Source organism: Metabacillus sp. KJ11-3 (assembly GCF_055808295.1).
In genome coordinates, this window is sequence record NZ_CM147865.1 from 1,264,620 (window position 1) to 1,288,319 (window position 23,700).

Annotated in this window: 27 protein-coding genes, 2 pseudogenes and 1 riboswitch; of the genes and pseudogenes, 25 read left to right on the forward strand and 4 right to left on the reverse strand. The window is 36.7% G+C overall.

Annotation, left to right across the window (positions count from 1 at the left end; genetic code table 11):
* Positions 1-48: 48 nt before the first annotated feature.
* Together AC0L8O_RS06530 and AC0L8O_RS06535 are read left to right on the forward strand one after the other, a co-directional pair.
* Positions 49-372 (forward strand): iron-sulfur cluster biosynthesis family protein, encoded by a 324-nt coding sequence (locus AC0L8O_RS06530; protein ID WP_026558915.1) that lies wholly within the window; start codon positions 49-51, stop codon positions 370-372.
* A gap of 13 nt (positions 373-385) precedes the next feature.
* The gene (locus AC0L8O_RS06535; RefSeq protein WP_026558916.1) at positions 386-628 is read left to right on the forward strand and encodes a DUF2552 family protein; all 243 of its coding nucleotides are present in this window, start codon (positions 386-388) and stop codon (positions 626-628) included.
* 35 nt (positions 629-663) lie between these two features.
* On the opposite strand, the gene AC0L8O_RS06540 is transcribed toward AC0L8O_RS06535, so the two are convergent.
* Positions 664-1,587 carry an alpha/beta hydrolase gene (locus AC0L8O_RS06540; protein WP_473447032.1) on the reverse strand — a complete coding sequence of 308 codons (924 nt, stop codon included), beginning with the start codon at positions 1,585-1,587 and terminating at the stop codon, positions 664-666.
* A 403-nt stretch (positions 1,588-1,990) separates the two neighbouring features.
* Between AC0L8O_RS06540 and AC0L8O_RS06545 the strand changes: the two are divergent.
* Positions 1,991-2,223 (forward strand): annotated as a pseudogene (locus AC0L8O_RS06545) (YqkE family protein).
* Between the two features lie 48 nt (positions 2,224-2,271).
* Here AC0L8O_RS06545 and AC0L8O_RS06550 read toward each other — a convergent pair.
* Both AC0L8O_RS06550 and mciZ read right to left on the reverse strand, forming a co-directional pair.
* Complete coding sequence (locus tag AC0L8O_RS06550) at positions 2,272-3,180, reverse strand: aldo/keto reductase (protein WP_473447033.1); 909 nt, start codon at positions 3,178-3,180, stop codon at positions 2,272-2,274.
* Between the two features lie 99 nt (positions 3,181-3,279).
* The gene (mciZ, locus tag AC0L8O_RS06555) at positions 3,280-3,453 is read right to left on the reverse strand and encodes a Z-ring formation inhibitor MciZ (protein ID WP_473447034.1); all 174 of its coding nucleotides are present in this window, start codon (positions 3,451-3,453) and stop codon (positions 3,280-3,282) included.
* A 77-nt stretch (positions 3,454-3,530) separates the two neighbouring features.
* On the opposite strand from mciZ, the gene AC0L8O_RS06560 reads away from it, so the two are divergent.
* The 21 genes and pseudogenes from AC0L8O_RS06560 to lysA all read left to right on the forward strand — a co-directional run bounded on the left by AC0L8O_RS06560 (position 3,531) and on the right by lysA (position 21,701).
* A complete protein-coding gene (locus AC0L8O_RS06560; protein WP_473447036.1) occupies positions 3,531-4,082 on the forward strand; it encodes an NUDIX hydrolase in 552 nt (183 codons plus the stop codon).
* A gap of 26 nt (positions 4,083-4,108) precedes the next feature.
* Positions 4,109-5,275: a TIGR00375 family protein gene (locus AC0L8O_RS06565; protein ID WP_473447037.1), complete on the forward strand. Its 1,167-nt coding sequence runs from the start codon at positions 4,109-4,111 to the stop codon at positions 5,273-5,275.
* 171 nt (positions 5,276-5,446) lie between these two features.
* Entirely contained in the window at positions 5,447-6,103 is a 657-nt protein-coding gene (gene spoIIM / locus AC0L8O_RS06570; RefSeq protein WP_473447038.1) for a stage II sporulation protein M, read from the forward strand.
* Between the two features lie 117 nt (positions 6,104-6,220).
* Positions 6,221-6,679: a ferric iron uptake transcriptional regulator gene (gene fur / locus AC0L8O_RS06575; RefSeq protein WP_473447040.1), complete on the forward strand. Its 459-nt coding sequence runs from the start codon at positions 6,221-6,223 to the stop codon at positions 6,677-6,679.
* Between the two features lie 124 nt (positions 6,680-6,803).
* The gene (locus tag AC0L8O_RS06580) at positions 6,804-7,031 is read left to right on the forward strand and encodes a YqzK family protein (RefSeq protein WP_026558924.1); all 228 of its coding nucleotides are present in this window, start codon (positions 6,804-6,806) and stop codon (positions 7,029-7,031) included.
* Between the two features lie 6 nt (positions 7,032-7,037).
* Complete coding sequence (xerD, locus tag AC0L8O_RS06585; RefSeq protein WP_473447041.1) at positions 7,038-7,931, forward strand: site-specific tyrosine recombinase XerD; 894 nt, start codon at positions 7,038-7,040, stop codon at positions 7,929-7,931.
* Between the two features lie 286 nt (positions 7,932-8,217).
* Complete coding sequence (gene deoB / locus AC0L8O_RS06590) at positions 8,218-9,402, forward strand: phosphopentomutase (protein WP_473447042.1); 1,185 nt, start codon at positions 8,218-8,220, stop codon at positions 9,400-9,402.
* A 13-nt stretch (positions 9,403-9,415) separates the two neighbouring features.
* Positions 9,416-10,237: a purine-nucleoside phosphorylase gene (locus AC0L8O_RS06595; protein WP_473447043.1), complete on the forward strand. Its 822-nt coding sequence runs from the start codon at positions 9,416-9,418 to the stop codon at positions 10,235-10,237.
* Between the two features lie 23 nt (positions 10,238-10,260).
* Positions 10,261-11,562, forward strand: a complete 1,302-nt coding sequence (locus AC0L8O_RS06600; RefSeq protein ID WP_473447046.1) for a pyrimidine-nucleoside phosphorylase — start codon at positions 10,261-10,263, stop codon at positions 11,560-11,562.
* Positions 11,563-12,181: 619 nt separating this feature from the next.
* Entirely contained in the window at positions 12,182-13,345 is a 1,164-nt protein-coding gene (locus AC0L8O_RS06605) for a D-alanyl-D-alanine carboxypeptidase family protein (protein ID WP_473447048.1), read from the forward strand.
* A 97-nt stretch (positions 13,346-13,442) separates the two neighbouring features.
* Positions 13,443-13,796 (forward strand): anti-sigma F factor antagonist, encoded by a 354-nt coding sequence (gene spoIIAA / locus AC0L8O_RS06610; protein WP_026558930.1) that lies wholly within the window; start codon positions 13,443-13,445, stop codon positions 13,794-13,796.
* Positions 13,793-14,233, forward strand: coding sequence for an anti-sigma F factor (gene spoIIAB / locus AC0L8O_RS06615; protein WP_473447049.1), 441 nt, complete (start codon positions 13,793-13,795; stop codon positions 14,231-14,233). The genes spoIIAA and spoIIAB overlap by 4 nt, the downstream gene beginning before the upstream one ends.
* 13 nt (positions 14,234-14,246) lie before the next feature.
* Positions 14,247-15,008 carry an RNA polymerase sporulation sigma factor SigF gene (gene sigF / locus AC0L8O_RS06620; protein WP_078432723.1) on the forward strand — a complete coding sequence of 254 codons (762 nt, stop codon included), beginning with the start codon at positions 14,247-14,249 and terminating at the stop codon, positions 15,006-15,008.
* Between the two features lie 249 nt (positions 15,009-15,257).
* A complete protein-coding gene (locus tag AC0L8O_RS06625) occupies positions 15,258-15,884 on the forward strand; it encodes a stage V sporulation protein AA (RefSeq protein WP_026558933.1) in 627 nt (208 codons plus the stop codon).
* On the forward strand, positions 15,871-16,293 hold the full coding sequence (locus tag AC0L8O_RS06630) for a stage V sporulation protein AB (protein ID WP_473448729.1): 423 nt from the start codon (positions 15,871-15,873) through the stop codon (positions 16,291-16,293). Before AC0L8O_RS06625 ends, AC0L8O_RS06630 begins: the two co-directional genes overlap by 14 nt.
* A gap of 12 nt (positions 16,294-16,305) precedes the next feature.
* Positions 16,306-16,755, forward strand: coding sequence for a stage V sporulation protein AC (gene spoVAC, locus AC0L8O_RS06635; RefSeq protein WP_026558935.1), 450 nt, complete (start codon positions 16,306-16,308; stop codon positions 16,753-16,755).
* 15 nt (positions 16,756-16,770) lie between these two features.
* Positions 16,771-17,793: a stage V sporulation protein AD gene (spoVAD, locus tag AC0L8O_RS06640; protein WP_216774255.1), complete on the forward strand. Its 1,023-nt coding sequence runs from the start codon at positions 16,771-16,773 to the stop codon at positions 17,791-17,793.
* Positions 17,793-18,143 (forward strand): stage V sporulation protein AE, encoded by a 351-nt coding sequence (spoVAE, locus tag AC0L8O_RS06645; RefSeq protein ID WP_026558937.1) that lies wholly within the window; start codon positions 17,793-17,795, stop codon positions 18,141-18,143. The genes spoVAD and spoVAE overlap by 1 nt, the downstream gene beginning before the upstream one ends.
* A 6-nt stretch (positions 18,144-18,149) precedes the next feature.
* A complete protein-coding gene (gene spoVAEA, locus AC0L8O_RS06650) occupies positions 18,150-18,734 on the forward strand; it encodes a stage V sporulation protein SpoVABEA (protein WP_026558938.1) in 585 nt (194 codons plus the stop codon).
* Positions 18,712-20,191: pseudogene (locus AC0L8O_RS06655) on the forward strand (spore germination protein). The gene spoVAEA and the pseudogene AC0L8O_RS06655 overlap by 23 nt, the downstream one beginning before the upstream one ends.
* A 187-nt stretch (positions 20,192-20,378) precedes the next feature.
* The gene (gene lysA, locus AC0L8O_RS06660) at positions 20,379-21,701 is read left to right on the forward strand and encodes a diaminopimelate decarboxylase (protein ID WP_026558940.1); all 1,323 of its coding nucleotides are present in this window, start codon (positions 20,379-20,381) and stop codon (positions 21,699-21,701) included.
* A gap of 41 nt (positions 21,702-21,742) precedes the next feature.
* On the opposite strand, the gene AC0L8O_RS06665 is transcribed toward lysA, so the two are convergent.
* Entirely contained in the window at positions 21,743-22,627 is an 885-nt protein-coding gene (locus AC0L8O_RS06665; RefSeq protein WP_473447050.1) for a DUF1002 domain-containing protein, read from the reverse strand.
* 204 nt (positions 22,628-22,831) lie between these two features.
* On the opposite strand from AC0L8O_RS06665, the gene AC0L8O_RS06670 reads away from it, so the two are divergent.
* On the forward strand, positions 22,832-23,266 hold the full coding sequence (locus AC0L8O_RS06670) for a peptidylprolyl isomerase (protein ID WP_026558942.1): 435 nt from the start codon (positions 22,832-22,834) through the stop codon (positions 23,264-23,266).
* A gap of 128 nt (positions 23,267-23,394) precedes the next feature.
* Positions 23,395-23,543: riboswitch (FMN riboswitch) on the forward strand.
* Positions 23,544-23,700 lie beyond the last annotated feature (157 nt).

Consider the following 23,700-nt stretch of genomic DNA (forward strand, 5'->3'; position numbering starts at 1 on the left):
CTCCATATGGTACACTAAGCTCAAAAGATGCAGTGAGGAGTTTTTATCATGCAAGTAACATTCTCAAAAGAAGCGATAGAACAGTTAACACCAAAATTACATGACAATAAAGACAGGTTATTAAAATTAAAATACGATACAGATGGTTGCGGATGTGTAATGAGCGGGGTAACAGCGATGTGGCTAGTGGAGAAAGAGGACCATGGAGATGTAAAGCTTGATACAAATCTCGTACCTCTATTAGTAGAAAAAAACAAAATGGTCTTTTTAGATGAACAACTCACCATTTCTTATAATGAAACAGCCAACAGCTTCATGTTAAAAAGTCCTTCACAAATTCTAAATCCACGGATGAGTTTACTTGTAAAGTGAGGGATTGAATAAAATGAAGGATCGATTAAAGGCGATAAAAAATGTAGCATTAAACAAAACATGGGTGTCATTTTTACATGAAAACCATCCGTACAGTCTTCTCCATTGGTCAATAGGCGGAGTTCATGATGAAACAAAGGATGTATGGTTGCTTCAAGATGAAATGTCATTTGAAGCACAAGAATTTCCGACAATTGATGAAGCTATTCATTGGATGGAAAAAAACATGGAAAATATTTCGGATGTTTTAGGTTAAACAGAGGACGGCTCAAGAGTAATAATACTTTTGAGTCATCCTCTGTTTTCTTCTGTTACGCCTATATCTACAAAAAATTCATCAATGACCTTAGAGTATTCCTCACGGTTTTCTGCATATGACATAGCGTGAGAGCCTTTTTCAGCTATAAATAGTTTCTTGGCACCTTTCTTTTTCTCATAAAGTAATTTTGACATGTCTGAAGGTATGTAATCATCATCTTTACTGTGTATAAAAAGGATAGGGCTTTTGATGTTTGGAACAGCTTGTAGGGGTGAGACTCCTTTAATGGAGTAACGATCGCGCAGCTGAACAAACGGCTTTGCAATTGGCATAACTAAAACACTAGGTATGTTAAATTCAACCTTAAGTCGATACAATAGTTGCGCCTCGAGTTCGGAAAAAGGGCAGTCTGCGATGTAGAAGTCTGCACCGTCTTCAACCATTCCGGCATAAAGAAGTGTTGTAACAGCCCCCATGGATTCACCGTGAACACCTAAAAAAATGTTGTCTCCAACCTCTTTTTTTAACCAATCAACAACTGATTGAAGATCAAATTTTTCATAATGGCCGTAGCTGGTTGTTTTTCCGCCACTTTCACCATGTCTGCGATGGTCATAAATGAGAACATTCCATCCTTTTTGAAGGAATAAATTCATGTATTTGACAGAGTTTAGCCGATTTACGGTAACACCATGACAAATAATCATATATTTGTTCGTAGCATGGGGCTCAAAAACAGAACCTTTAATTGAATAACCAAATTGAGATTCAATCGAGAAATCTCTTCTATCAAGAGAGTCATAATCTTGTTGGTTAAAAAGTCCAAACTTACTATCACGATCAATAATGTCCTTATTGTCCTTCTTTTTGATAAACATCAGTTTATTTGTGAAGAAAAAGCCGACAATCAATATGTAGGATAGAAGAATAAGGAGTGGAATAAAAGCTTTTTTCACTTGGCAACCTCCTTGAATGAGCATTATCTTTATTGTACATGAACGATGAGGCTATATCCAAGTAGCATCATAACTAAAAGCACGATTTTACTGACAGGAATAGAATAAGAAAAGACAAGCAAGGTTGCCTGTCTTCTTAATTATTGAGGAGAATTTTGTCTTTTTGTTGGGTGAATCGCTTTTTCCATCTCCTCAGCTGCCATTTTATTATTGGTTGTGTCAGCATTCGGCTTCCCTTTTTGTCCACGCTGCTTTGCCATTAAAATCTCTCCTTTCTCCATCTTAAAATGTCATATTGCATCAAAAATTATACAAATGACGAACACAAGAAAATATACTTGAATCCCCATGAATATATTTACTATAATTTGATAAAGGCAGTCGGTAAGAGGAGGCAACTAAGATGAAAAGATCAAAGAAAAGCAAGGACAATCAAGCAGTCTCATTATCAGATCACTTAAACAGTGATTTATTAGAGCAGCTAAAGTCTGTTAAAAAGAATTTATCAAAGGAGCAAGAAGAGAAAGAGGCGGCTCTTGAACAGCAAAGAATAGCAGAGAGAAAACAACGAGAAAAAATAAAAGCTTTGAAGAGCTCTTAAATGAAAGTTCTTTAACTTGGAAGGATTTTAAATAGACCATAATAAAGCGGAGCATATGGCTCCGCTTTTAATTTAAATAAATTCTAGCGATGTTGCTCATATTTTTCACATTTAGTAAGATCTTGAAGCTGATGATAAACTTGAGAAGATAGTCTTTCTGCAGATCCGGCATTCACATTTTCTATTAATTGTTGTACCTTACTAGCCCCGGGGATAACTGCGCCTACTACCTCATCAAATAAGCAATATTGCAGGGCTAACCCGGTCATTGAATGGGTTGGATCCACAGCCTCGAGTTTAGATAAAACCTGTATAAGTTCTTCTTTTGAATAGGATAAGTAACTTTCTGATTTCAGTTTTTCTTCAAGGGGCTTTTCGGTTAGAAGACCTTTTGCCAGAGGACCGCGTGCAATCACACTGACATTATGTTCTTTTAAGAGCGAAAACCATTCCTCTGGTCTGCGGTCTAACAGGCTATATTGCATCATGATAGAAACAATATTGGACTTTTTTAAGTATTCTTTAATGACATTGGGACGAATAGAAGAAATGCCATAGTAACGAATGACACCTTCTTGTTTTAATTCCTCAAAGGCTTCGATTGTTTCATCAATATGATCTTCAATCATCCCGCCATGTAGTTGATAGAGGTCGATATAGTCTGTTTTAAGACGGTGCAGACTGCTTTTAACTGCTTGTTTAATATAGGCTTTAGAAGGATCCCACGTCCATCCGGATCGATCCTCTTTCCAACGGTTACCAACTTTTGTTGCTAAAATGATGTCATGCCTACGATTTTTAATGGCTTTACCAACTAGCTCCTCGTTCACACCTGCATCATATAAATCTGCTGTATCGAAATAGTTAATACCCAAGTCAATCGCTTGGTCAATTAGTGAATGTGCATGCTGTTCTTCCGTACCAAGTGACATGCAGCCAAGTCCGACTTCACTAACAAATAAATCTGAATGTCCGAGTTGTCTTTTTTGCAAAAATACCACTCCTTAAATTTGAGTATTCTTATCATCGAGAGTAGTATAAAGCTTACCAAAGGTCAACAGTTTGGTATTTGATAGGTATTTAAGGCATGCTTACTTATGCTTTTTAAGATGGAAAGGTGAAGTGCTTTTCGAAGTTGGCTTGTTTTCAACGTTGATCCATTCATAGACAGTTCCGTACAAATGGCTATATTCTTTTAATTTTGTACGAATTTCCCACGCTTTTCCAACTAGAATTATCCCTTTATCCAATCGATAGATTTTCATGCAAGGATCCATTCCCTTCCATTAAGATATGATAGAATGTATGAAGATACGAAAGTTTATAGAACAGGAGTGAGAAAATGGATCATTTAAAAGAAACTACACTAGCTTCAAAAGAAATTTTTAAAGGGAGAATCATTGATTTATATTTAGAGGATGTTAAGCTTCCGAATGGAAATACGAGTACGAGAGAAATTGTAAAGCACCCGGGAGCAGTGGCTGTAATTGCGATAACCCCTGAAAATAAAATCCTAATGGTCGAGCAATACAGAAAACCATTAGAGAGAACGATTGTAGAAATACCTGCCGGAAAGCTTGAAAAGGGTGAGAAGCCAATCATAACAGCTAAACGGGAACTGGAAGAAGAAACAGGCTATACTTGCGCGGATTTAAAGCCACTTATTTCTTTTTATACGTCACCCGGCTTTGCAGATGAATTAGTTCATTTATTTATTACTGAGAATTTAGAGAAAATGACAGAGGCTGCAGAATTAGATGAAGATGAATTTGTTGAGGTATTGGAGGTAACACTAGAGGAAGCTCAAGAAATGATTCAAAACAACAAAATTTATGATGCAAAAACAGCATATGCAGTACAATACTTACTATTAAAGGAAGCTTTAAAAAAGTAGTAGACTAAAAAAGGGATGTTACATAAATGAACAGTTATTTTGCTGACTTACATATTCATATTGGACAAACAAGCTCCGGGAAGCCAGTGAAAATTACTGCTTCTAGAAACCTAACCTTAGAAAACATTTTGATAGAGGCGAGTGAACACAAAGGGATCGATATGGTAGGTATTATTGATTGTCATGTGCCTGAAATCATTGTCACACTTCAACATCTTATCAATTCCGGTGAGTGTATAGAACTAAAAGATGGAGGAATTCGGTATCAAAATACCACGCTTATTTTAGGTAGTGAGCTTGAAATATACGATAAAACGTGTAAAGGCCCAATTCATGTGTTGGTTTTTATGCCGACTCTTCAAAAAATGAAGGAATTATCATCGTGGCTTTCCTCCCGGCTTACAAACATTACACTTAGCTCTCAGCGGATTTATGAGGATGGGAAAACTCTACAACGTTTTGTGAAACAGAGAGGTGGGCTATTTATTCCGGCGCATATTTTCACTCCACATAAGAGTTTATATGGAAGCGGTGTGGTAAGTTCCTTAACTGAAGTTTTTGAAGCAGATTTAATTGATGCGGTTGAATTAGGTTTAAGCTCAGATACGAAAATGGCTGATCAAATCACTGAATTACATAAGTATACATATATAACAAATTCAGATGCACATTCTTTACCTAAGATTGGGAGGGAATATCAGAAACTTACGATGAAAGAACCGAGTTTCCTGGAGCTGAAAAAGGTATTGAAAAAGGAAAATGGTTGCAAAATTGAAGCAAATTATGGGTTGAATCCATACCTCGGAAAATACTATGATACTACCTGTGAAAAATGTGGTGAAAAGCCGGAGAAACATCAAACGAGATGTTCAAATTGCGGAAGTATAAGATTTACAAAAGGAGTGTTCAATCGATTACAGGAGTTAGCAAGTGATGGCGAAAACAAATGTGATCGTCCTCCATATATCCATCAGGTTCCACTACAATTCATTCCGGGAATCGGACCTAAAACCCTCGATAAATTAAAGGATCTTTTTGGGACTGAAATGAATATTTTGCATGAAGTACCAAAACACGAGCTTCAGAACGTTGTAACAGAAAAAGTGGCAAATTATATTGTGGCAGCTCGGGAAGGCCGATTGCAGGTTACCTCAGGAGGCGGCGGAACGTACGGGAAAGTAACTGGAATGTAAACAAGCAATAGAGGGGGAGAAGCAAACAAAATCGAATATAATAGATTGAATCTGCCTGTCTCTCCTCCAATATCTTACTAAAATCTATCAACCAAAAGAAAGCATTTTTTAAGTCATAGATTACGTTTCCTCTCATATACTCTAGTAAGTGAAGGACGGGAGGAAATAATTATGCGAAGACAACAACTGCCAGTTAGTGCAATGATAAAGCAGCATATTAAGGAGTATTCTTCGATATATTTGTTTGTATTTGTTTTATTTTTAATGGGAGTCATCTTTGGAGCTATTATTGTCAACAGCATGAATTTAAGTCAAAAAGAGGATTTATACTATTATTTAAATCGTTTTTTTGGACAAGTAGCAGAAGGAAAAGTTGCAAGTGCAGCCGATATGTTTCATCAAAGCTTCTTTCATAATTTAAAATATCTAGGTTTAATGTGGATCCTTGGAATTTCAATAATTGGATTACCTGTGATTCTTGTTATGCTTTTTATAAAAGGTATGGTAGTAGGATTTACAGTTGGATTTTTAGTTAATCAGTTAGGCTTAAAAGGTTTTCTGCTATCGTTTGTTACGGTTTTACCACAAAATATCTTACTAATTCCAGCCTTTATCATTATGTGTTCTGTAGCAATATCCTTTTCATTAAAAATTATTAGGCAGCTCTTTGTGAAGAAATCAAGTACATTAGAAGCTCCATTGGCACTTTTTATGCGATATGCGTCCGTTTTTGTCTTTATAGGAGTAATAGCTGTACTTGCATCAGGTTTTGAGGCATATGCATCGCCATTTTTAATGAAAAATATTGTAGAATTCGTCAGTAAATAATAATTATTATTAAATAAAAATATTTATTTTTATTACATTAAAATTATTTTAGTTGGACACTTTCCTCACCTATGATATATAATAGTTCTGGGAACGCGGCGAGGGAGGAAAAGTGTTATGGAAAACCGCATTGATCGGATTAAAAAGCAGTTGCATACGGCAAGCTATAAGTTAACACCACAGCGTGAAGCAACTGTTCGGGTATTACTTGAAAACGAAGAAGATCATTTAAGTGCAGAGGATGTCTACCTTCTCGTTAAAGAAAAGGCACCTGAAATAGGTTTAGCCACTGTTTATCGTACATTGGAATTATTAACTGAATTAAAAGTAGTCGATAAAATTAACTTTGGTGACGGTGTTTCTAGATACGACCTTCGAAAAGAAGGCGCAGCACACTTTCATCATCATTTAGTTTGTATAGAATGTGGATCAGTAGCAGAAATTGAAGAAGATCTCCTTGAAGATGTAGAGCAAATAGTCGAACGCGATTGGAAATTCAAAATAAAAGATCATCGCTTAACTTTTCATGGAATTTGTGTGAAGTGTCAGGAAAAAGGCGAGAACAAAGAAGAATAAATCCGAAAAGTCTAACAAAGTGTTAGGCTTTTTATTTTCTGAAAAAGCATGTATAAAGTTTGTCCTTTTTGGCATATCTTCTAATAATCACATAAAAAAGTAGAAAAGATTATTGGAGGTAGCTATGATTAGGTGGCTAAAAACCGTAAAGGATATGATCAAAGTTTTTGTCCTTTTTACTGGATTTACGATTTTGTTCTATTATGCTATTATTTGGGTGAACTTAGAATATCAACAAATGCATCGTTATGATCAACCGGAAGGTGCAGCAATGAAGGTAACAAAAATGATTAAGAATGAGGAAGAAAGCTGGTTAAACAGGTTGATTTTCTTTATTGATAACGGGGAGTAGACAAATTTGAAGGATCAAATAAAAGATTTTATCCATTACCTAATCGTAGAAAGAGGATTATCAAACAACACAATTGTTTCCTATGAGCGAGATTTGAAAAGTTATCAAATGCATTTAAATGAAGTCCAAAAGATTGTTTCTTTTAATGATGTATCCCGTCTTCATATCATTCAATTTTTAAAATTTTTAAAAGAATCCGGGAAATCGAGCAAAACGATTGCCAGGCATATAGCATCTATTCGTAACTTTCACCAATTTTTGCTGAGGGAAAAGCAGGCAGACCAAGATCCATCTGTGCTAATTGAATCACCGCAACTAGAAAGGAATTTACCTAAAATTCTTTCGCTTCAGGAGGTAGAACAGCTCCTTGAAACTCCAAAATCAACAACTCCTTTTGGCTTAAGGGATATAGCCATGTTAGAGCTCCTGTATGCAACAGGCATTCGTGTAAGTGAGATGATTAATTTGAATTTAACAGATGCTCACCTGACAATGGGCTTTATTCGTTGCTATGGAAAAGGTAACAAGGAAAGAATTGTTCCTATAGGTAGAACCGCGACAGACGCGATCATGAATTATGTTGAAGGTGGCCGCTCAAAGCTAATGAATAAAAAGGAACCAACAGAAGCCTTATTTATCAACCATCATGGCAAGAGAATAACAAGGCAGGGTTTTTGGAAAAATTTAAAGAAAATTGCCCTTGAGGCCAACATAAAAAATGAAATAACCCCTCATACTCTAAGGCACTCATTTGCCACACATTTACTTGAAAATGGCGCAGACTTACGAGCAGTTCAAGAGATGCTTGGACATTCTGATATATCTACCACTCAAATATACACACACGTAACAAAATCAAGACTTAAGGATGTTTACAATCAATTTCATCCTCGTGCTTAAAGCATCTCCAGGAAGGAGGTGCTTTTATTTTACTATACAGAGTATAAGATTTTATTGATGAATAGATTAGAAAAACTAGGGTTTTCGCCATGAGGACTTGGCGGTAAGCCATGTTTTCTAACATTAAGAGAATGATAGAGGAGTTAAGTTGTCAATATACTCTAATAAAGTATATAATGGAAATGAAATAGTTGTCAGACTTCTGACAAGTCCCTCTTATAGAATGGAATGTTATGATAAATGGAAAAGTATAATAAGGTATGAAGTAAAGGAGGACATTAATAGTATGGAGAAATATACATATAAGCGAGTATTTTTAATCGTATTAGACTCAGTAGGAATTGGTGAAGCACCTGACGCAGAAAAGTTCAACGATTTAGGTGCGGATACAATAGGACATATTGCTGAACATATGGGCGGATTACACATGCCGAATATGGCGAAATTAGGTTTAAGTCATATTCGCGAAATTAAAGGGATACCAAAACATTCTCATCCACTTGCTTTTTATACAAAAATGCAAGAAGCATCAAATGGTAAAGATACCATGACAGGACACTGGGAAATAATGGGTTTAAATATAGTGCAGCCATTTCAAGTATTCCCGGAAGGATTTCCAGAAGATTTAATAAAAGAGTTAGAGGAAAAGTCCGGAAGAAAAGTTATTGGTAACAAGCCTGCTTCTGGGACTGAAATCTTAGATGAGCTAGGTGAAGAACATATGAAGACTGGTAGTCTCATTGTTTATACTTCAGCTGACTCCGTTCTACAGATCGCGGCACATGAAGAAATTGTCCCTCTTGATGAATTATATAACATCTGTGAAATGGCCAGAGAGATGACGATGAATGATAAATATATGGTTGGACGAATTATTGCAAGACCATTCCTTGGAAATCCAGGTGAATTTACTCGTACAGCAAACCGACATGATTATGCTCTAAAACCTTTTGATCGAACTGTCATGAATGAACTAAAAGACAGTAAATTAGATGTGATTTCAATTGGCAAGATTGCTGATATTTATGATGGAGAAGGAATTACCCAATCCTTACGCACAAAATCTAATATGGATGGGATGGATAAGTTAAATGAAACGTTAGATATGGAATTTACTGGATTAAGTTTCTTGAACTTAGTTGATTTTGATGCCCTTTTTGGCCATAGAAGGGATCCAAAAGGATACGGTAAGGCTCTTGAAGAATATGATGAAAGGCTATCGGAAGTATTAAATAAATTAAGAAAAGACGATCTGCTAATTATTACGGCTGATCATGGAAATGACCCGGTGCACCATGGTACTGACCATACAAGAGAATATGTACCATTGTTAGTCTATAGTCCAAGTTTTACCGAAGGAAGAGAGCTTCCGTTAAGAGAAACGTTTGCTGATGTAGGGGCAACGATTGCCGATAATTTTAAAGTGAAATTACCTAAATATGGTGAAAGTTTTCTGTCAGAGTTGATATAGGAGGAGATACATAGTGAATATCGAAAAAATTAGAGAAGCAGCTAATTACTTAAAAGAAAAATATAAAGATACGCCAAGCATTGGTTTAATTTTGGGCTCAGGCTTAGGTGTTTTGGCGGATGAAATTGAAAGCCCTGTAAAAATTCCATATAACGAGATTCCTAATTTTCCTGTGTCCACTGTTGAAGGACATGCAGGCCAGCTCGTTTTTGGCCAGTTAAAAGGTGTAAAAGTAGTAGCCATGCAAGGAAGATTTCACTTCTATGAAGGCTATAGCTTAGAAAAAGTAACTGCACCGGTTCGTGTTATGAAGGAACTGGGTGTTGATACATTAATCGTGACAAATGCTGCAGGAGGAATCAATAAAACATTTGAAGCAGGCGATCTAATGCTAATAAGTGATCATATTAATAATATGGGCACAAACCCATTGATTGGTCCTAATGTTTCGGAATTTGGTGCCCGATTCCCGGATATGTCTGAGAGTTATGATCGTACATTAAGAGAATTAGCGAAAAGTGTTGCAAGTGAGTTAAATATTAAGTTGCAGGAAGGAGTCTATGTTGGAAATACAGGCCCATCCTATGAAACTCCGGCTGAAGTACGTGCTCTCCGAATTATTGGGGGTGACGCAGTCGGTATGTCAACAGTTCCAGAAGTAATTATAGCAAGACATGCCGGACTAAAAGTGTTAGGTATTTCATGTATTTCTAACATGGCTGCAGGAATTCTCGATCAGCCTCTATCACATGATGAAGTAATAGAAACAACAGAGAAAGTCCGTGTTAATTTTCTGAACTTGGTGAAAAGCATTGTAGAAAAAATCAACTCCTAATCTGAATAAAAAGGTGATATGCAATGAGAATGGTTGATCTAATTGAAAAAAAACGTGATGGTAAAGAACTAACAAAGGAAGAAATCCATCATATTATAAAAGGCTACACCTCAGGAGACATTCCTGATTACCAAATGAGTGCCTTTACAATGGCAGTCTATTTTCAAGGAATGACAGATCATGAACGGGCTGAACTTACAATGGCAATGGTACATTCCGGAGATACCATTGATTTAAGTGAAGTAGAAGGAATTAAAGTTGATAAACATAGTACTGGAGGTGTAGGTGATACAACTACCCTTGTACTTGGTCCGTTGGTAGCAGCAGTAGGTGTACCGGTAGCAAAAATGTCAGGAAGAGGACTTGGACATACCGGTGGAACAATTGATAAGCTTGAATCAGTACCAGGCTTTCATGTTGAGATCGAAAACAAGCAATTTATTGAATTAGTGAACAAAAATAAAATTGCTGTCATTGGTCAAAGCGGAAATCTGACTCCTGCGGATAAAAGCTTATATGCGTTACGTGATGTAACCGCTACAGTAAACAGTATCCCACTTATAGCAAGCTCCATTATGAGTAAAAAAATTGCCGCAGGAGCAGATGCTATTGTTCTTGACGTCAAGACAGGTGCAGGTGCTTTTATGAAAGATCTTGATGACTCAAAAGAATTAGCTAAGGCAATGGTTGATATCGGAAACTTAGTTGGCCGCAGAACGATGGCCATTATCTCTGATATGAGTCAACCTCTCGGGTTTGCAATCGGCAATGCGTTAGAAGTAAAAGAAGCAATCGATACATTAAGCGGCAAAGGTCCAAAAGACTTAGAAGAACTTTGCTTATCCCTTGGAAGCTATATGGTCCTCTTGGCTGAAAAAGCTCAGACTTTAGAAGAAGCCAGATCTATGCTTATTGAAGTTATGAACAATGGTAAAGCGAGAGCGGCGATGAAAACGTTCCTTGAGGCTCAAGGTGGAGATGGATCAGTTGTAGATAAACCTGAAACGTTACCACAAGCAACATATAAAATTGAGCTTGAAGCAAAACAAGATGGCTACCTATCTGAAATGATCGCTGACTCAATTGGAACAGCCGCCATGCTACTAGGAGCAGGGCGCGCCACAAAAGAATCCCAAATTGACTTGGCCGTCGGACTCGTCTTAAACAAAAAAATTGGCGATACGGTTAAAAAGGGTGAATCCTTAGTGACAATCCATAGTAATCGCGAAAATGTAGAAGATGTAAAAGAAAAGCTTTATGCAAGTATGTCAATTAGTGAACAAAAGGTAGAAGCACCGAAATTAATTTATGCAACTGTTGAATAGATCGTAGGGACCACAGCCGGAGGGCTGTGGTTTTTTAGTTGATAATTGCAATTGAAAAGAAGAAGTGACGCAAACAAAGGTCGATTTGACGCAACAAATAGTGAAAACGACGCGACCCAACTCCAAATAGACGCAACCTCAAGGGAAAGACGCAAGGAAAAGAAGAAATAAAAAGAGCAAAGGATAAAACAAGCAACAAAATAAGTTAATTAACTAAATTAAACTTGGTTTTAAACTTATATTTTATGATTTTTTTAAAGTAAAGGATTTAGAAAAACAATTATTGAATTAATAAGGTTGTTTTCGTAAAAATTGTTGCTTTGTAATAAGTGTAGAGGTTGTTGATTTGAGCTCCAGGCTTCTCGCTTTCCGTGGGGTGGGCGGTGAGCCTCCTCAACGCTTTGCGTCTGCGAGGTCAATTCAGAACGTTTACTAACCTCAAATCAAGAACGACTTCATATAAATTACTTTCTTCACTAAATCTCAATTCCTTTGGAACTACGAGTAATACCACTTATTGTATTGAAAGGTAAACAGCTTCAAAAATTTCTTCCAACCCTTGTATATTTTCCCTCCTACTGGAAAAAATGGAAAGTATAAAGAATGGAGGGCTTATGAAATGAAACGAGTAATATCGTGTTTAACGCTTATAACAATGCTGCTTTCTGTAACACCAATGGCTTTAGCTAAAGAATCAACAACTGTCGAGCTTGCAGATAAAGCGAAGTCTGCTGTTTTAATTGAACGGGATACCGGAACCATTTTGTATGATAAAAACAGTGATGAAAAACTTCCTCCAGCAAGTATGACAAAAATAATGACAATGCTTCTTATTATGGAAGCGCTAGATAAAGGACAAATTAAATGGGATGAAAAGGTCCGTACAAGTGAGTATGCTGCTTCAATGGGAGGATCACAAATCTTTCTTGAGCCAGGAGAAGAAATGACTGTGGAGCAAATGCTAAAAGGGATTGCAATTGGATCAGGTAATGATGCTTCCGTTGCAATGGCTGAAAAAATCGCAGGATCTGCTGAAGAATTTGTTAATTTGATGAATAAAAAAGTAGAGGAACTGGATTTAAAAAATACACATTTCAAAAACCCAACAGGTCTACCGGAACCAGATCATTATAGTTCAGCTCATGATATGGCTTTAATGGCGAAAGAATTATTAAAATATGAAAAAATTACAAACTTTACTGGGAAATATGAAGACTATTTACGTGAAGGAACAGATAAAAAATTCTGGCTTGTGAACACAAATCGACTCGTAAAGTTTTATCCTGGAGTAGATGGAGTAAAGACAGGCTTTACAAATGAAGCGAAATACTGTTTAACAGCAACTGCTAAAAAAGACAATATGCGTGTTATCGCAGTAGTATTTGGAGCAGATACTCCTAAAGATCGTAATGCACAAGTTACAAAAATGCTTGACTATGCGTTTAGTCAATATCAGACACATCCTTTATTCAAAAAAGATCATGTGTTATCACAATTGAAAGTTAGCAAAGGCAGTGAAAAAGAAGTAAAACTTATGACGTCAGAGCCTATTTCTGTTTTAACGAAAAAAGGTGAAAAGGTCGATGATGTGACACAAGAAATTTTAATGAAAAATGATATTAAAGCTCCTGTGAAAAAAGGAGATGAGCTTGGAACTCTCCAATTAAAGAAAGACGGCAAATTGATAGCAGAGAGCAAACTTGTTGCAGAAAGGGATATTGACGAAGCAAGCTGGTGGACAATGTTTAAGAGAGTGATGGGCAACTTTACAAAGGCTGGCTAATGTTGCCGAAATAACACTAGTTTTGTCATCGGGCAGGAAAATCAAAGTTCAATCAAGAATTGACTCTTTATCCAGAATTTAAGGAGGGGTAAAAACCTTGAGTCTAGCGATTGAACTTGATGTAAAAGAATCTGTACTTTGTATAAGACTCTCAGGTGAACTTGATCATCATGCAGCAGAGGAGTTACGTACAAAAGTAACAGACACATTAGCTGCAAATCAAATTCAGCATATTGTATTAAATCTTGGACAACTATCGTTTATGGATAGTTCAGGATTGGGTGTCATCTTAGGAAGATATAAACAAATTAAAGCAACCGGTGGAGAAATGGTTGTATGTGCAATTTCACCGGCAGTTAAACGATTATTTGATATGTCAGGTTTATTTAAGATTATTCGGTTAGAAGAGAATGAGCATAAAGCGCTCCAGACTTTGGGGGTGGCATCATGAAAAACGAAATGAACCTTCAATTTTCAGCGCTAAGTCAAAACGAATCATTTGCAAGGGTAACAGTAGCTGCTTTTATTACTCAGTTAGATCCGACAATGGATGAATTAACAGAGATTAAAACGGTGGTTTCGGAGGCAGTTACGAATGCCATCATACACGGATATGATAATGATCCAAATGGTATTGTGTATATTTCTGTCACGCTAGAGGATGGAATGGTTCAATTAACAATCCGTGACGAAGGAATGGGGATTGTTGATGTTGAAGAGGCAAGACAGCCTCTCTATACAACAAAGCCTGAACTCGAAAGATCCGGGATGGGGTTTACGATCATGGAGAACTTCATGGATGAAATTTTAGTTGAGTCCTCTGAATCAAATGGAACAACTGTTAGACTGGTAAAACACTTATCGAAAAGTAAAGCTTTATGCAATTAAAGGGAGACTTGCTATGGATGTGGAGGTCAAGAACGATCAATCGAATACACAGTTAAAAGATCATGAAGTTAAGGAATTAATTCGTCGTAGTCAAGAAGGTGACCAAGAAGCACGAGATTTAATTATCCAAAAAAACATGAGATTAGTATGGTCTGTTGTCCAGCGTTTTTTAAATCGTGGATACGAACCTGATGACTTATTTCAAATTGGCAGTATCGGATTACTAAAATCTGTCGATAAATTTGATTTATCTTATGATGTTAGATTTTCGACGTATGCTGTACCGATGATTATTGGTGAAATTCAACGTTTTATTCGCGATGATGGTACAGTAAAAGTGAGCCGTTCCCTAAAGGAACTAGGAAATAAAATCAGACGGGCGCGAGATGAATTATCTAAAACAATGGGAAAAGTACCGACAGTTGCTGAAATAGCCTCCTACCTAGATATTGCTCCTGAAGATGTTGTACTTGCACAGGAAGCTGTAAGAGCACCTTCATCTATCCATGAAACTGTTTATGAAAATGATGGAGATCCCATTACATTACTGGATCAAATTGCTGACAATACGGAAACAAAATGGTTTGATAAAATTGTATTGAAGGACGCCATTCGAGATTTAGATGAGCGTGAGAGACTCATTGTGTTCCTGAGATATTATAAAGATCAAACACAGTCAGAGGTAGCTGATCGGCTCGGAATCTCTCAAGTGCAAGTATCGAGACTTGAGAAAAAGATCTTGCAGCAAATGAAAGACAAGATGAATCAAATATAAAGAGGAAGAATAATTGATTATCACTCCATTTTATTTTTAGGAGGATAATGAGTATTCTTCCTTTTTTTGCTTTCATAACTGCTTTTTCTCCTTTACAATCCAATGGTAATTGTTGGACTTTCTTACAGGACTGCATGATTAAAATTAAGGCAATGCATACTACATATACAATCAAATGTTTTACTTGTTACAAGGAGTAATGTAAAGGAAAAGGCATCAACAATCACAATCATTAGGAAGTGAACCTTGATGGATAAGACGGTATATATCAGACTTCGTCACCGAATTCAAGTACATCCTAACGATGTCATTACTATTGAAAAAATTGCACTCATCGTAGGCGATAAGGAGTTGACAGAAAAACTAAAGAAAATTGTCATTCATAAAGTCCAGTTAAGGGACAAAAATATGGTTGTTATCGATATTATGCATGTCTTAAAGGAAATAAGGAAATTTGATCGGCAAATTGATATTCAGGCTTTGGGATCAAACCAGACCATTGTTGAAATTATGTACAAAAAGAAGAAACTATCACCCTTATTATTTTGTATCGTATGGCTTTTACTCTTTATTGGAGCCGGGTTGGCGATTATGAATTTCCACGAAGATGTGAGCATGCAGGCTGTCCACCAACGTATATACAAGATTGTAACAGGAAGAGAAAATGACCAGCCGCTAATCCTGCAGATACCCTATTCACTGGGTCTTGGATTAGGAATGATATTGTTTTTCAATCACTTATTTAAAAAGAGAATTAATGAAGAACCAAGTCCCTTAGAGGTAGAAATATTTAATTATCAACTTGATTTAGATCAATATGTAGCGATGAATGAAAATAAAGAAAATATAAATACAAATGATCATGATAATAAATAGTCTCATTCTCATTATTATCGGATTATCCGGGGGACTTGTTGTTGGTTCAGGTTTTGTAGCATTTTTGGCTGTTCTAGGGATTATTCCCAGACTAACACAGTTAACAAAGACATATCAGTTTATCCATGTCTATGAGTGGGCAATTATATTAGGCACTGTTTTGGTAGGTTGGGCTAGTTTGAGAAATAGTTTATTGTTTCAATCAGAGCTTTGGTTAATTCCAATTGGTCTTTTTTGTGGAATATTTATTGGAATGTTGGCGGCAGCCTTGACAGAAGTATTAAATGTTTTCCCTATTTTGGCTAAAAGGGTCGGGCTTGGTGAAAAGATTTTGATTTTGTTAATGGCTATTGTGTTTGGAAAGATTGTCGGTTCATTATTTCATTGGATGTATTTTGTGAATCATTAAGGAGGTCTGAACATGGCGAAAATGAAAGAAGATTATAAGAATAAAATTAAAGATTATCAACCAAAGCCACCATATTTTATTAATTGCCTAAAGGCGTTTCTAATAGGTGGATTTATTTGTTTATGTGGCCAAGGAATTCAAAATTTTTATATGAATGTTTTTCACTTTTCAGAAAAAGATGCAGGAAATCCGACTGTTGCCACGTTGATTTTAATATCTGCTTTACTAACAGGGTTTGGTATCTATGATAAGCTTGGGCAATTTGCTGGAGCAGGATCTGCTGTACCTGTTACTGGGTTTGCTAACTCAATGACAAGTGCAGCAATTGAGCATAGAAGTGAAGGGGTTGTATTAGGAGTTGCCACCAATATGTTTAAGTTAGCGGGAAGTGTTATCGTTTTTGGTGTTGTGGCTGCATATATCGTCGGAATGATTCGTTATTTTTATGGACTAGCATTTTAAGGTGGGGTGAATAAATTGAAACTAACTGGAAAGCAGACATGGCAATTTGAGAATCCTTTATTTGTCCATTCAAGTGGAACAGCTGTTGGTCCAAAAGAAGCAGATGGACCACTTGGCCAGTATTTTGATATAAAACATAAAGAACTTCACTGTGGTGAAGATAACTGGGAACTAGCAGAACGAAGGTTAATGGAGCAGGCAGTTGAACAATGTCTTACAAAAGGAAATAAAACGATAGATGATATAGATTTATTTTTAGCAGGAGATTTGCTGAATCAAAATGTTACGGCAAATTATGTAGCGAGACATCTCAGTCTTCCCTTTCTTTGTATGTTTGGTGCTTGTTCAACATCAATGGAAACAGTTGCAATGGGATCTGCTTTAGTTGATGGAGGTTTCGCTAGTCAAGTAATTGCTGCAACAAGCAGTCATAATGCCACAGCAGAGAGACAGTTTCGTTATCCAACGGAATATGGTGGGCAAAAGCCTGATACTGCAACCTTTACAGTTACTGGTTCAGGTGCCGTATTAATTAATAAAGAAGTAAGTAATATTAAAATTACTTCTGCGACTATTGGAAAAGTAGCAGATTTAGGGATTAAGGATCCGTTTGATATGGGTTCTGCCATGGCACCGGCGGCAGCGGATACCATTGCACAGCATCTTAAAGATTTAAATAGAACTCCAGATGATTATGACCTATTTTTAACAGGAGACCTATCAGGTGTTGGCAGTCCAATTGTAAAAGAGTTATTGAAGGAAGAAGGTTACGATGTTCATGATAAGCATAATGATTGCGGCTTAATGGTCTATCGCCCGGATCAAAAAGTATTTGCTGGTGGTAGTGGATGCGGTTGTTCCGCTGTCGTGACATATTCACATATCTTTAACGAACTTAATGCAGGAAATTTAAAGCGGGTTTTTGTTGTAGCGACGGGTGCATTACTAAGCCCAACAATGATTCAACAGAAAGAATCGATTCCAACAATAGCACATGGAGTTGTATTCGAAAGAGCGGATGGGGGAGTGAATAGCTAATGGAATATTTATTAGCATTCGTTGTCGGAGGAGCTATTTGTGTAATAGGTCAGATCCTTTTAGATGTTTTTAAACTAACCCCTGCTCATGTCATGAGCTCCTTTGTAGTATCAGGTGCAATATTAGATGGATTTGGACTTTATGATAAATTAATAAAGTTTGCCGGAGCTGGGGCAACTGTACCTATCACTAGTTTTGGACACTCTCTTCTACATGGAGCAATGGAACAGGCTAAGGAGCATGGATTTATTGGGATTGGGATTGGAATATTTGAACTAACTTCAGCAGGTATTTCGGCAGCCATTTTATTTGCATTCATTATGGCACTTATCTTTAAACCGAAAGGATAGGTTACATTGGCAGAAAAAGCGAGGGTCATTATTGTTACTGATGGAGATGAATATGCAGCAAGAACAATTCAATATGTAGCAGCCCAAATAGGGGGAAGAACCATTTCGCAAACCCAGGGAAATCCTACAATTCTTAGTGGTAGCCAAATAGTTGAGCTTATCCTTCAGGCAAAAAATGACCCTGTCTTTGTCATGTTTGATGATTGTGGATTATTAGGTGAAGGCGCTGGTGAAGTAGCTTTAAAATATGTTGCAGAACATCCCAAAATAGAGGTCCTTGGTGTTATTGCAGTGGCGTCCAAAACACATCAAACAGAGTGGACGAGAGTTGATGTGAGTATTGACAGATTTGGTGAATTAACCGAATACGGTGTAGATAAAAGTGGACTTAAAGATCTTGAACTCGGAAGAATAAGCGGTGATACGGTGTATTGTTTAGATCAATTAGAGGTACCTATTATTGTTGGAATTGGGGACATTGGCAAAATGGCTAGAAAGGACAGTGTGAAGATTGGATCGCCAATTACAATGAAAGCTGTTGAATTAATACTAGAAAGGAGCGGTTATAATGTCAACAGAGACGGAAGCTAAACAATATCCGATAACGGGAAACTTAGCAGAAAGTGAAAAATTTTTCACCGAACATGTTGGACTTAATACAAGCTTTGATTTAGGTGTAAGGAAATTGACCATACTAGACTTTCAAGTAAATATGTATTATTTAAATGGTCTATGTGATACGAATTATATTACTCAAATATTAAAAAATGTATCATTAATAAATGATCGTGAAGTAAATCATATAAAATTCAAGGAAATTTTAGAAAATAGAATTGTTAATCAATCAGTCCAAAAGATAAGAACATTGGATGAAGTGGTTGACCAAGTTCTTTCAGGATTAATCGTTTTCCTTATGGAAGGTTCGGACTATGGGCTGGTTGTCGATGTAAGAAGTTATCCCGGCAGACAACCTCAAGAGCCTGATACAGAAAAAATTGTCCGTGGAGCAAGGGACGGGTTTGTCGAAAATATTATTGTTAACACAAGGCTTAATCCGCAGAAGGATTAGAGATGAACGTTTGCGTTATGAAATGATGAAAATTGGTGAACGCTCAAAAACAGATGTTTGTCTTGCTTACGTCAAAGATGTAGCCGATCCCGGGCTAGTTAAAACCATAAAAAAGGAACTTGATACAATCAAAGTTGATGGAATTACAATGGCTGATAAAACAATCGAAGAATTTTTAGTCAAGCAGGGCTATAATCCGTATCCCTTAGTAAGGTATACAGAGAGACCCGATGTCGCGGCTAATCACTTATTAGAAGGGCATGTATTAATTATTGTTGATACATCGCCGAGTGTCATTATCACTCCTACTACATTCTTTCATCATGTTCAGCATGCGGAGGAATATCGCCAAGCACCAGCGGTAGGTACATTCTTACGATGGGTCCGATTTTTAGGAATCATTGCATCCATTTTTCTTTTACCATTATGGTTTTTGTTTGTCCTAGAACCTTCTCTTTTACCTGAAAATATAGCTTTTATTGGACCTAATGAAGAAAAAAATATTCCGATTGTGATACAAATATTTTTAGCTGATTTTGGGATTGAATTTTTAAGAATGGCTGCGATACATACACCAACATCTCTTTCTACTGCGATGGGTCTAATCGCTGCTGCGTTGATTGGTCAAATCGCGATTGATGTTGGTTTATTCGTTCCGGAGGTAATCTTATATGTAGCTGTTGCTGCTATCGGAACCTTTGCAACACCAAGTTATGAATTAAGTGTTGCAAATAAAATGGCGAGGTTAATACTGTTAATTGCAGTCGCTGTTTTTAAATTAGAAGGCTTTGTTATTGGATGTACACTTTTTATCATCTCACTTGTAAGAATAAAATCACTAAACACTCCTTACCTATGGCCCTTTCTACCATTTAATGCGAAGGCATTATGGCAAATCATTATCCGTACATCTGTCCCGGGAGCTAAGCTTAGACCGAGTATTGTACATCCTCAAAACGTAAAAAAACAACCGGAATAGGGTAAAGTGACATTGAAAGAACCCCTCATTTATGATATTGTATGTTTAATTTCATGCAGAATTTTCATAACAGACAGTTAATGACCAGCTGGTGTTAACTGTCTTTTTTCTTGAATAATTAATCAACTATTTTGCAGGCAAGATAAGTTAAACGTAAAAGCCTAGTTGTAGAAAGAGGGGATACATTTTGTTCTTACATGGTACTAGTAAGATAAATGAAAAAGGGCATTTAGAAATAGGCGGAGTGGATACCATTCAATTGGCACAAGAATATGGTACACCTCTTTATATTTACGATGTAGCGTTAATAAGAGAACGCGCTCGAAGCTTTAAAGAAGCTTTTGAAAAAATGGGCGTTAAAGCACAAGTTGCTTATGCTAGTAAGGCATTTTCATCGATTGCCATGTTTCAGCTTATTGATGAAGAAGGTCTTTCATTGGATGTCGTATCCGGCGGTGAGTTATACACAGCCATTGCTTCAGGATTCCCTGCTTCAAAAATCCATTTGCATGGTAACAATAAAAGCAAAGCAGAACTTAAAATGGCACTAGATCACGGTGTCGGGTGTATTGTTGTAGATAACTTCTATGAAATTGAACTTTTAAAAGACCTCACCAATACATCTGGTCAAAAAATATCAGTCCTTCTACGAGTCACGCCAGGTGTTGAAGCACATACACATGATTATATTACAACAGGACAAGAGGATTCAAAGTTTGGATTTGGTTTATTAAATGGACAAATTGAAAAGGCGATCGAGGCAGTATTGGATTCAAGTCATATTCAATTGCTGGGAATTCATTGCCATATTGGTTCTCAAATATTCGATACTGCTGGATTTGTCCTAGCAGCCGAAAGAGTATTTATGAAAATCAAGGAATGGAAAAGCCAATTCTCATTTATCCCCGAGGTTGTGAACCTGGGTGGAGGTTTTGGAATTCGCTATACAGCAGAAGATGAGCCGCTTCCGGCAACTTATTATGTAGAAAAAATTGTTGAGGCTGTTAAAAATCAAGTAAATGAAATGGGTATTGCAATGCCGGAAATTTGGATTGAACCAGGCCGCTCACTAGTAGGTGATGCGGGAACAACATTGTATACAACTGGATCAACAAAAACCGTACCTAATATTAGAGAATATGTAGCGATTGATGGTGGGATGAGTGACAATATCCGTCCGGCTTTATATCAAGCAAAATATGAAGCAGTATTAGCAAATCGGGCATTAGAAAAGCATGATGTCCCTGTTTCAATTGCAGGAAAATGCTGTGAAAGCGGAGATATGTTAATTTGGGATCTGCCATTACCAGAGGTAAAATCAAATGATATTTTGGCTGTTTTCTGTACAGGTGCTTATGGTTACTCAATGGCAAATAATTATAACAGAATCCCTAGACCAGCAGTTGTTTTCGTTGAAAACGGTGAGGCACAACTTGTAGTGAAAAGAGAGAGGTTTGAAGATTTGATTGGTAATGACTTACCTTTACAATCAAAAGTCATTAATAAATAAGGGTAATACAAAACGAGAGCAGTATGTCACTGCTCTCGTTTTTATGCGGACTGCTCATTGTTTGTGAAAATTGAAATAAAAGCATTCCACAGTGATATGAAGAACTCTTTTACTTGCTCTAAGAAAGTTTGTCCTTCCTCGGAATTAAGGAAATTTGATATTTTATCTTTTGCTTGGTCAAGTTGGTCACCCACTTGATTCCAATCTATATTGATATCCTTCATTTTATTAAATAAATCAATTAAACTATTGATTTGTTCTTCAGACAACGTAATACCTAAATCATTCGCTGCATTTTCGATCATTGTACGTATTTCCGCATCTGTCTCAGGCATTCCATTTTTAGCAATTTCATCTTTAATTTTTGCCATTAAAGCAGTTGCGTTTTCCGCTCCAACCTCATCTCCAAGTTTAGCAGTTGTGACAAGTTCTTCATTAGCTACCTGTTTTACATCCTCAGGTATGGCTTCCTCAGAAGTAATCTCATAAGCTTTGATCAAGCCTGTTAAAGCAGCAGTACCAGAAACTTCGAACGGAGCCGTAACGTAAACAGATGCATCTTTAATACCTGCTGTCATAAGGGCATTTAAAAACATTTCATCTGTAACCCAAGTTATGTTCTTTGTTTTTACTTCTAGCCCTGAACCGGACTCTTCAATCGTGATGCTTGTAGAGGATATTGCTTTTTTCCCTATAGTAGCTTTTGGAATATAGTCACCTAAATATTGATGTTCTTCCTCATTGGACACAGTGATGATTTGATCTTCTGATGTCGCATTCATTTCTTTTAAAATGGTTTGTTTTTGCGCTTCTGTTAAATTTTCTCCAAGAGTAATGGTCATATCTCCAACTACAGCATCAGCGTAGGTTAAAGATGGAAAAGCAAATAAAAGTAAAGCGATGAACCCTATTATATATTTTTTCAAGATAATGCCTCCTTATTTAAAACAATGACTCTTCCCATCTATTATAGTGCTTTTTTGTAAAAGTCAATACATGGTTAATGGAAATTAAGAATTTCTTAATATTATTTAAATACGATCTATTTGGTATTCCTCCCTTGAGTATAGTAGAATAGGTAAGTATTCATGTCTATTAGACGTACAAAACATATTGGAGGTTTCATACATATGAAAAAAGCGCAAATTACGATGGAAAACGGAGATATCATGACATTGGAACTTTACTCAAATGAAGCACCAGGAACTGTAGCTAACTTTGAAAAGCTTGCTAATGAAGGTTTCTATAATGGTTTAACTTTTCATCGTGTTATTCCTGGATTTGTAGCACAAGGTGGATGTCCGCATGGAACAGGAACTGGTGGTCCTGGCTATACAATTAAATGTGAAACACAAGGCAACCCACATAAGCATGAAGCAGGTTCACTTTCAATGGCACATGCTGGGAAAGACACTGGTGGAAGCCAATTCTTCATCGTTCACGAGCCACAGCCTCACTTAAATGGAGTTCACACTGTATTTGGTAAAGTGGTTGATAATCTTGAAGCAGTTTATAAAATTAAACCGAACGATGTAATGAAGGAAGTAAAGGTTTTTGAAGAATAAAAGTTAAAACAAAGGACTGTCTCATTCTGGGGCGGTTCTTTTTAATTTCTAAAAAAAGAACATAAAGATTGCAACATTCTCATTATACGGATAAAATATAATTTATAATTTCATATTTCGTATTACATTACATTCTTCGGGGCAGGGTGAAATTCCCTACCGGCGGTGATGAAGGGGATGACCCCTCTTAGTCCGTGACCCGTTAGCACAATTGTTAACGGTGGATCTAGTGAGATTCTAGAGCCGACAGTGAAAGTCTGGATGGGAGAAGGATTGCGTGATTTTTTGCGGTGTATTAAAGTCTGTGAAAAAACAGACATTTAATACTCTTATTTGACATACTCAAATATCAATTTCGAACATTTACCAAGGCCCCTAGTCTTTTTGACAGTGGGCTTTTTTAGCTTTGCATAAAATAAGCAAAGCAATGTAAA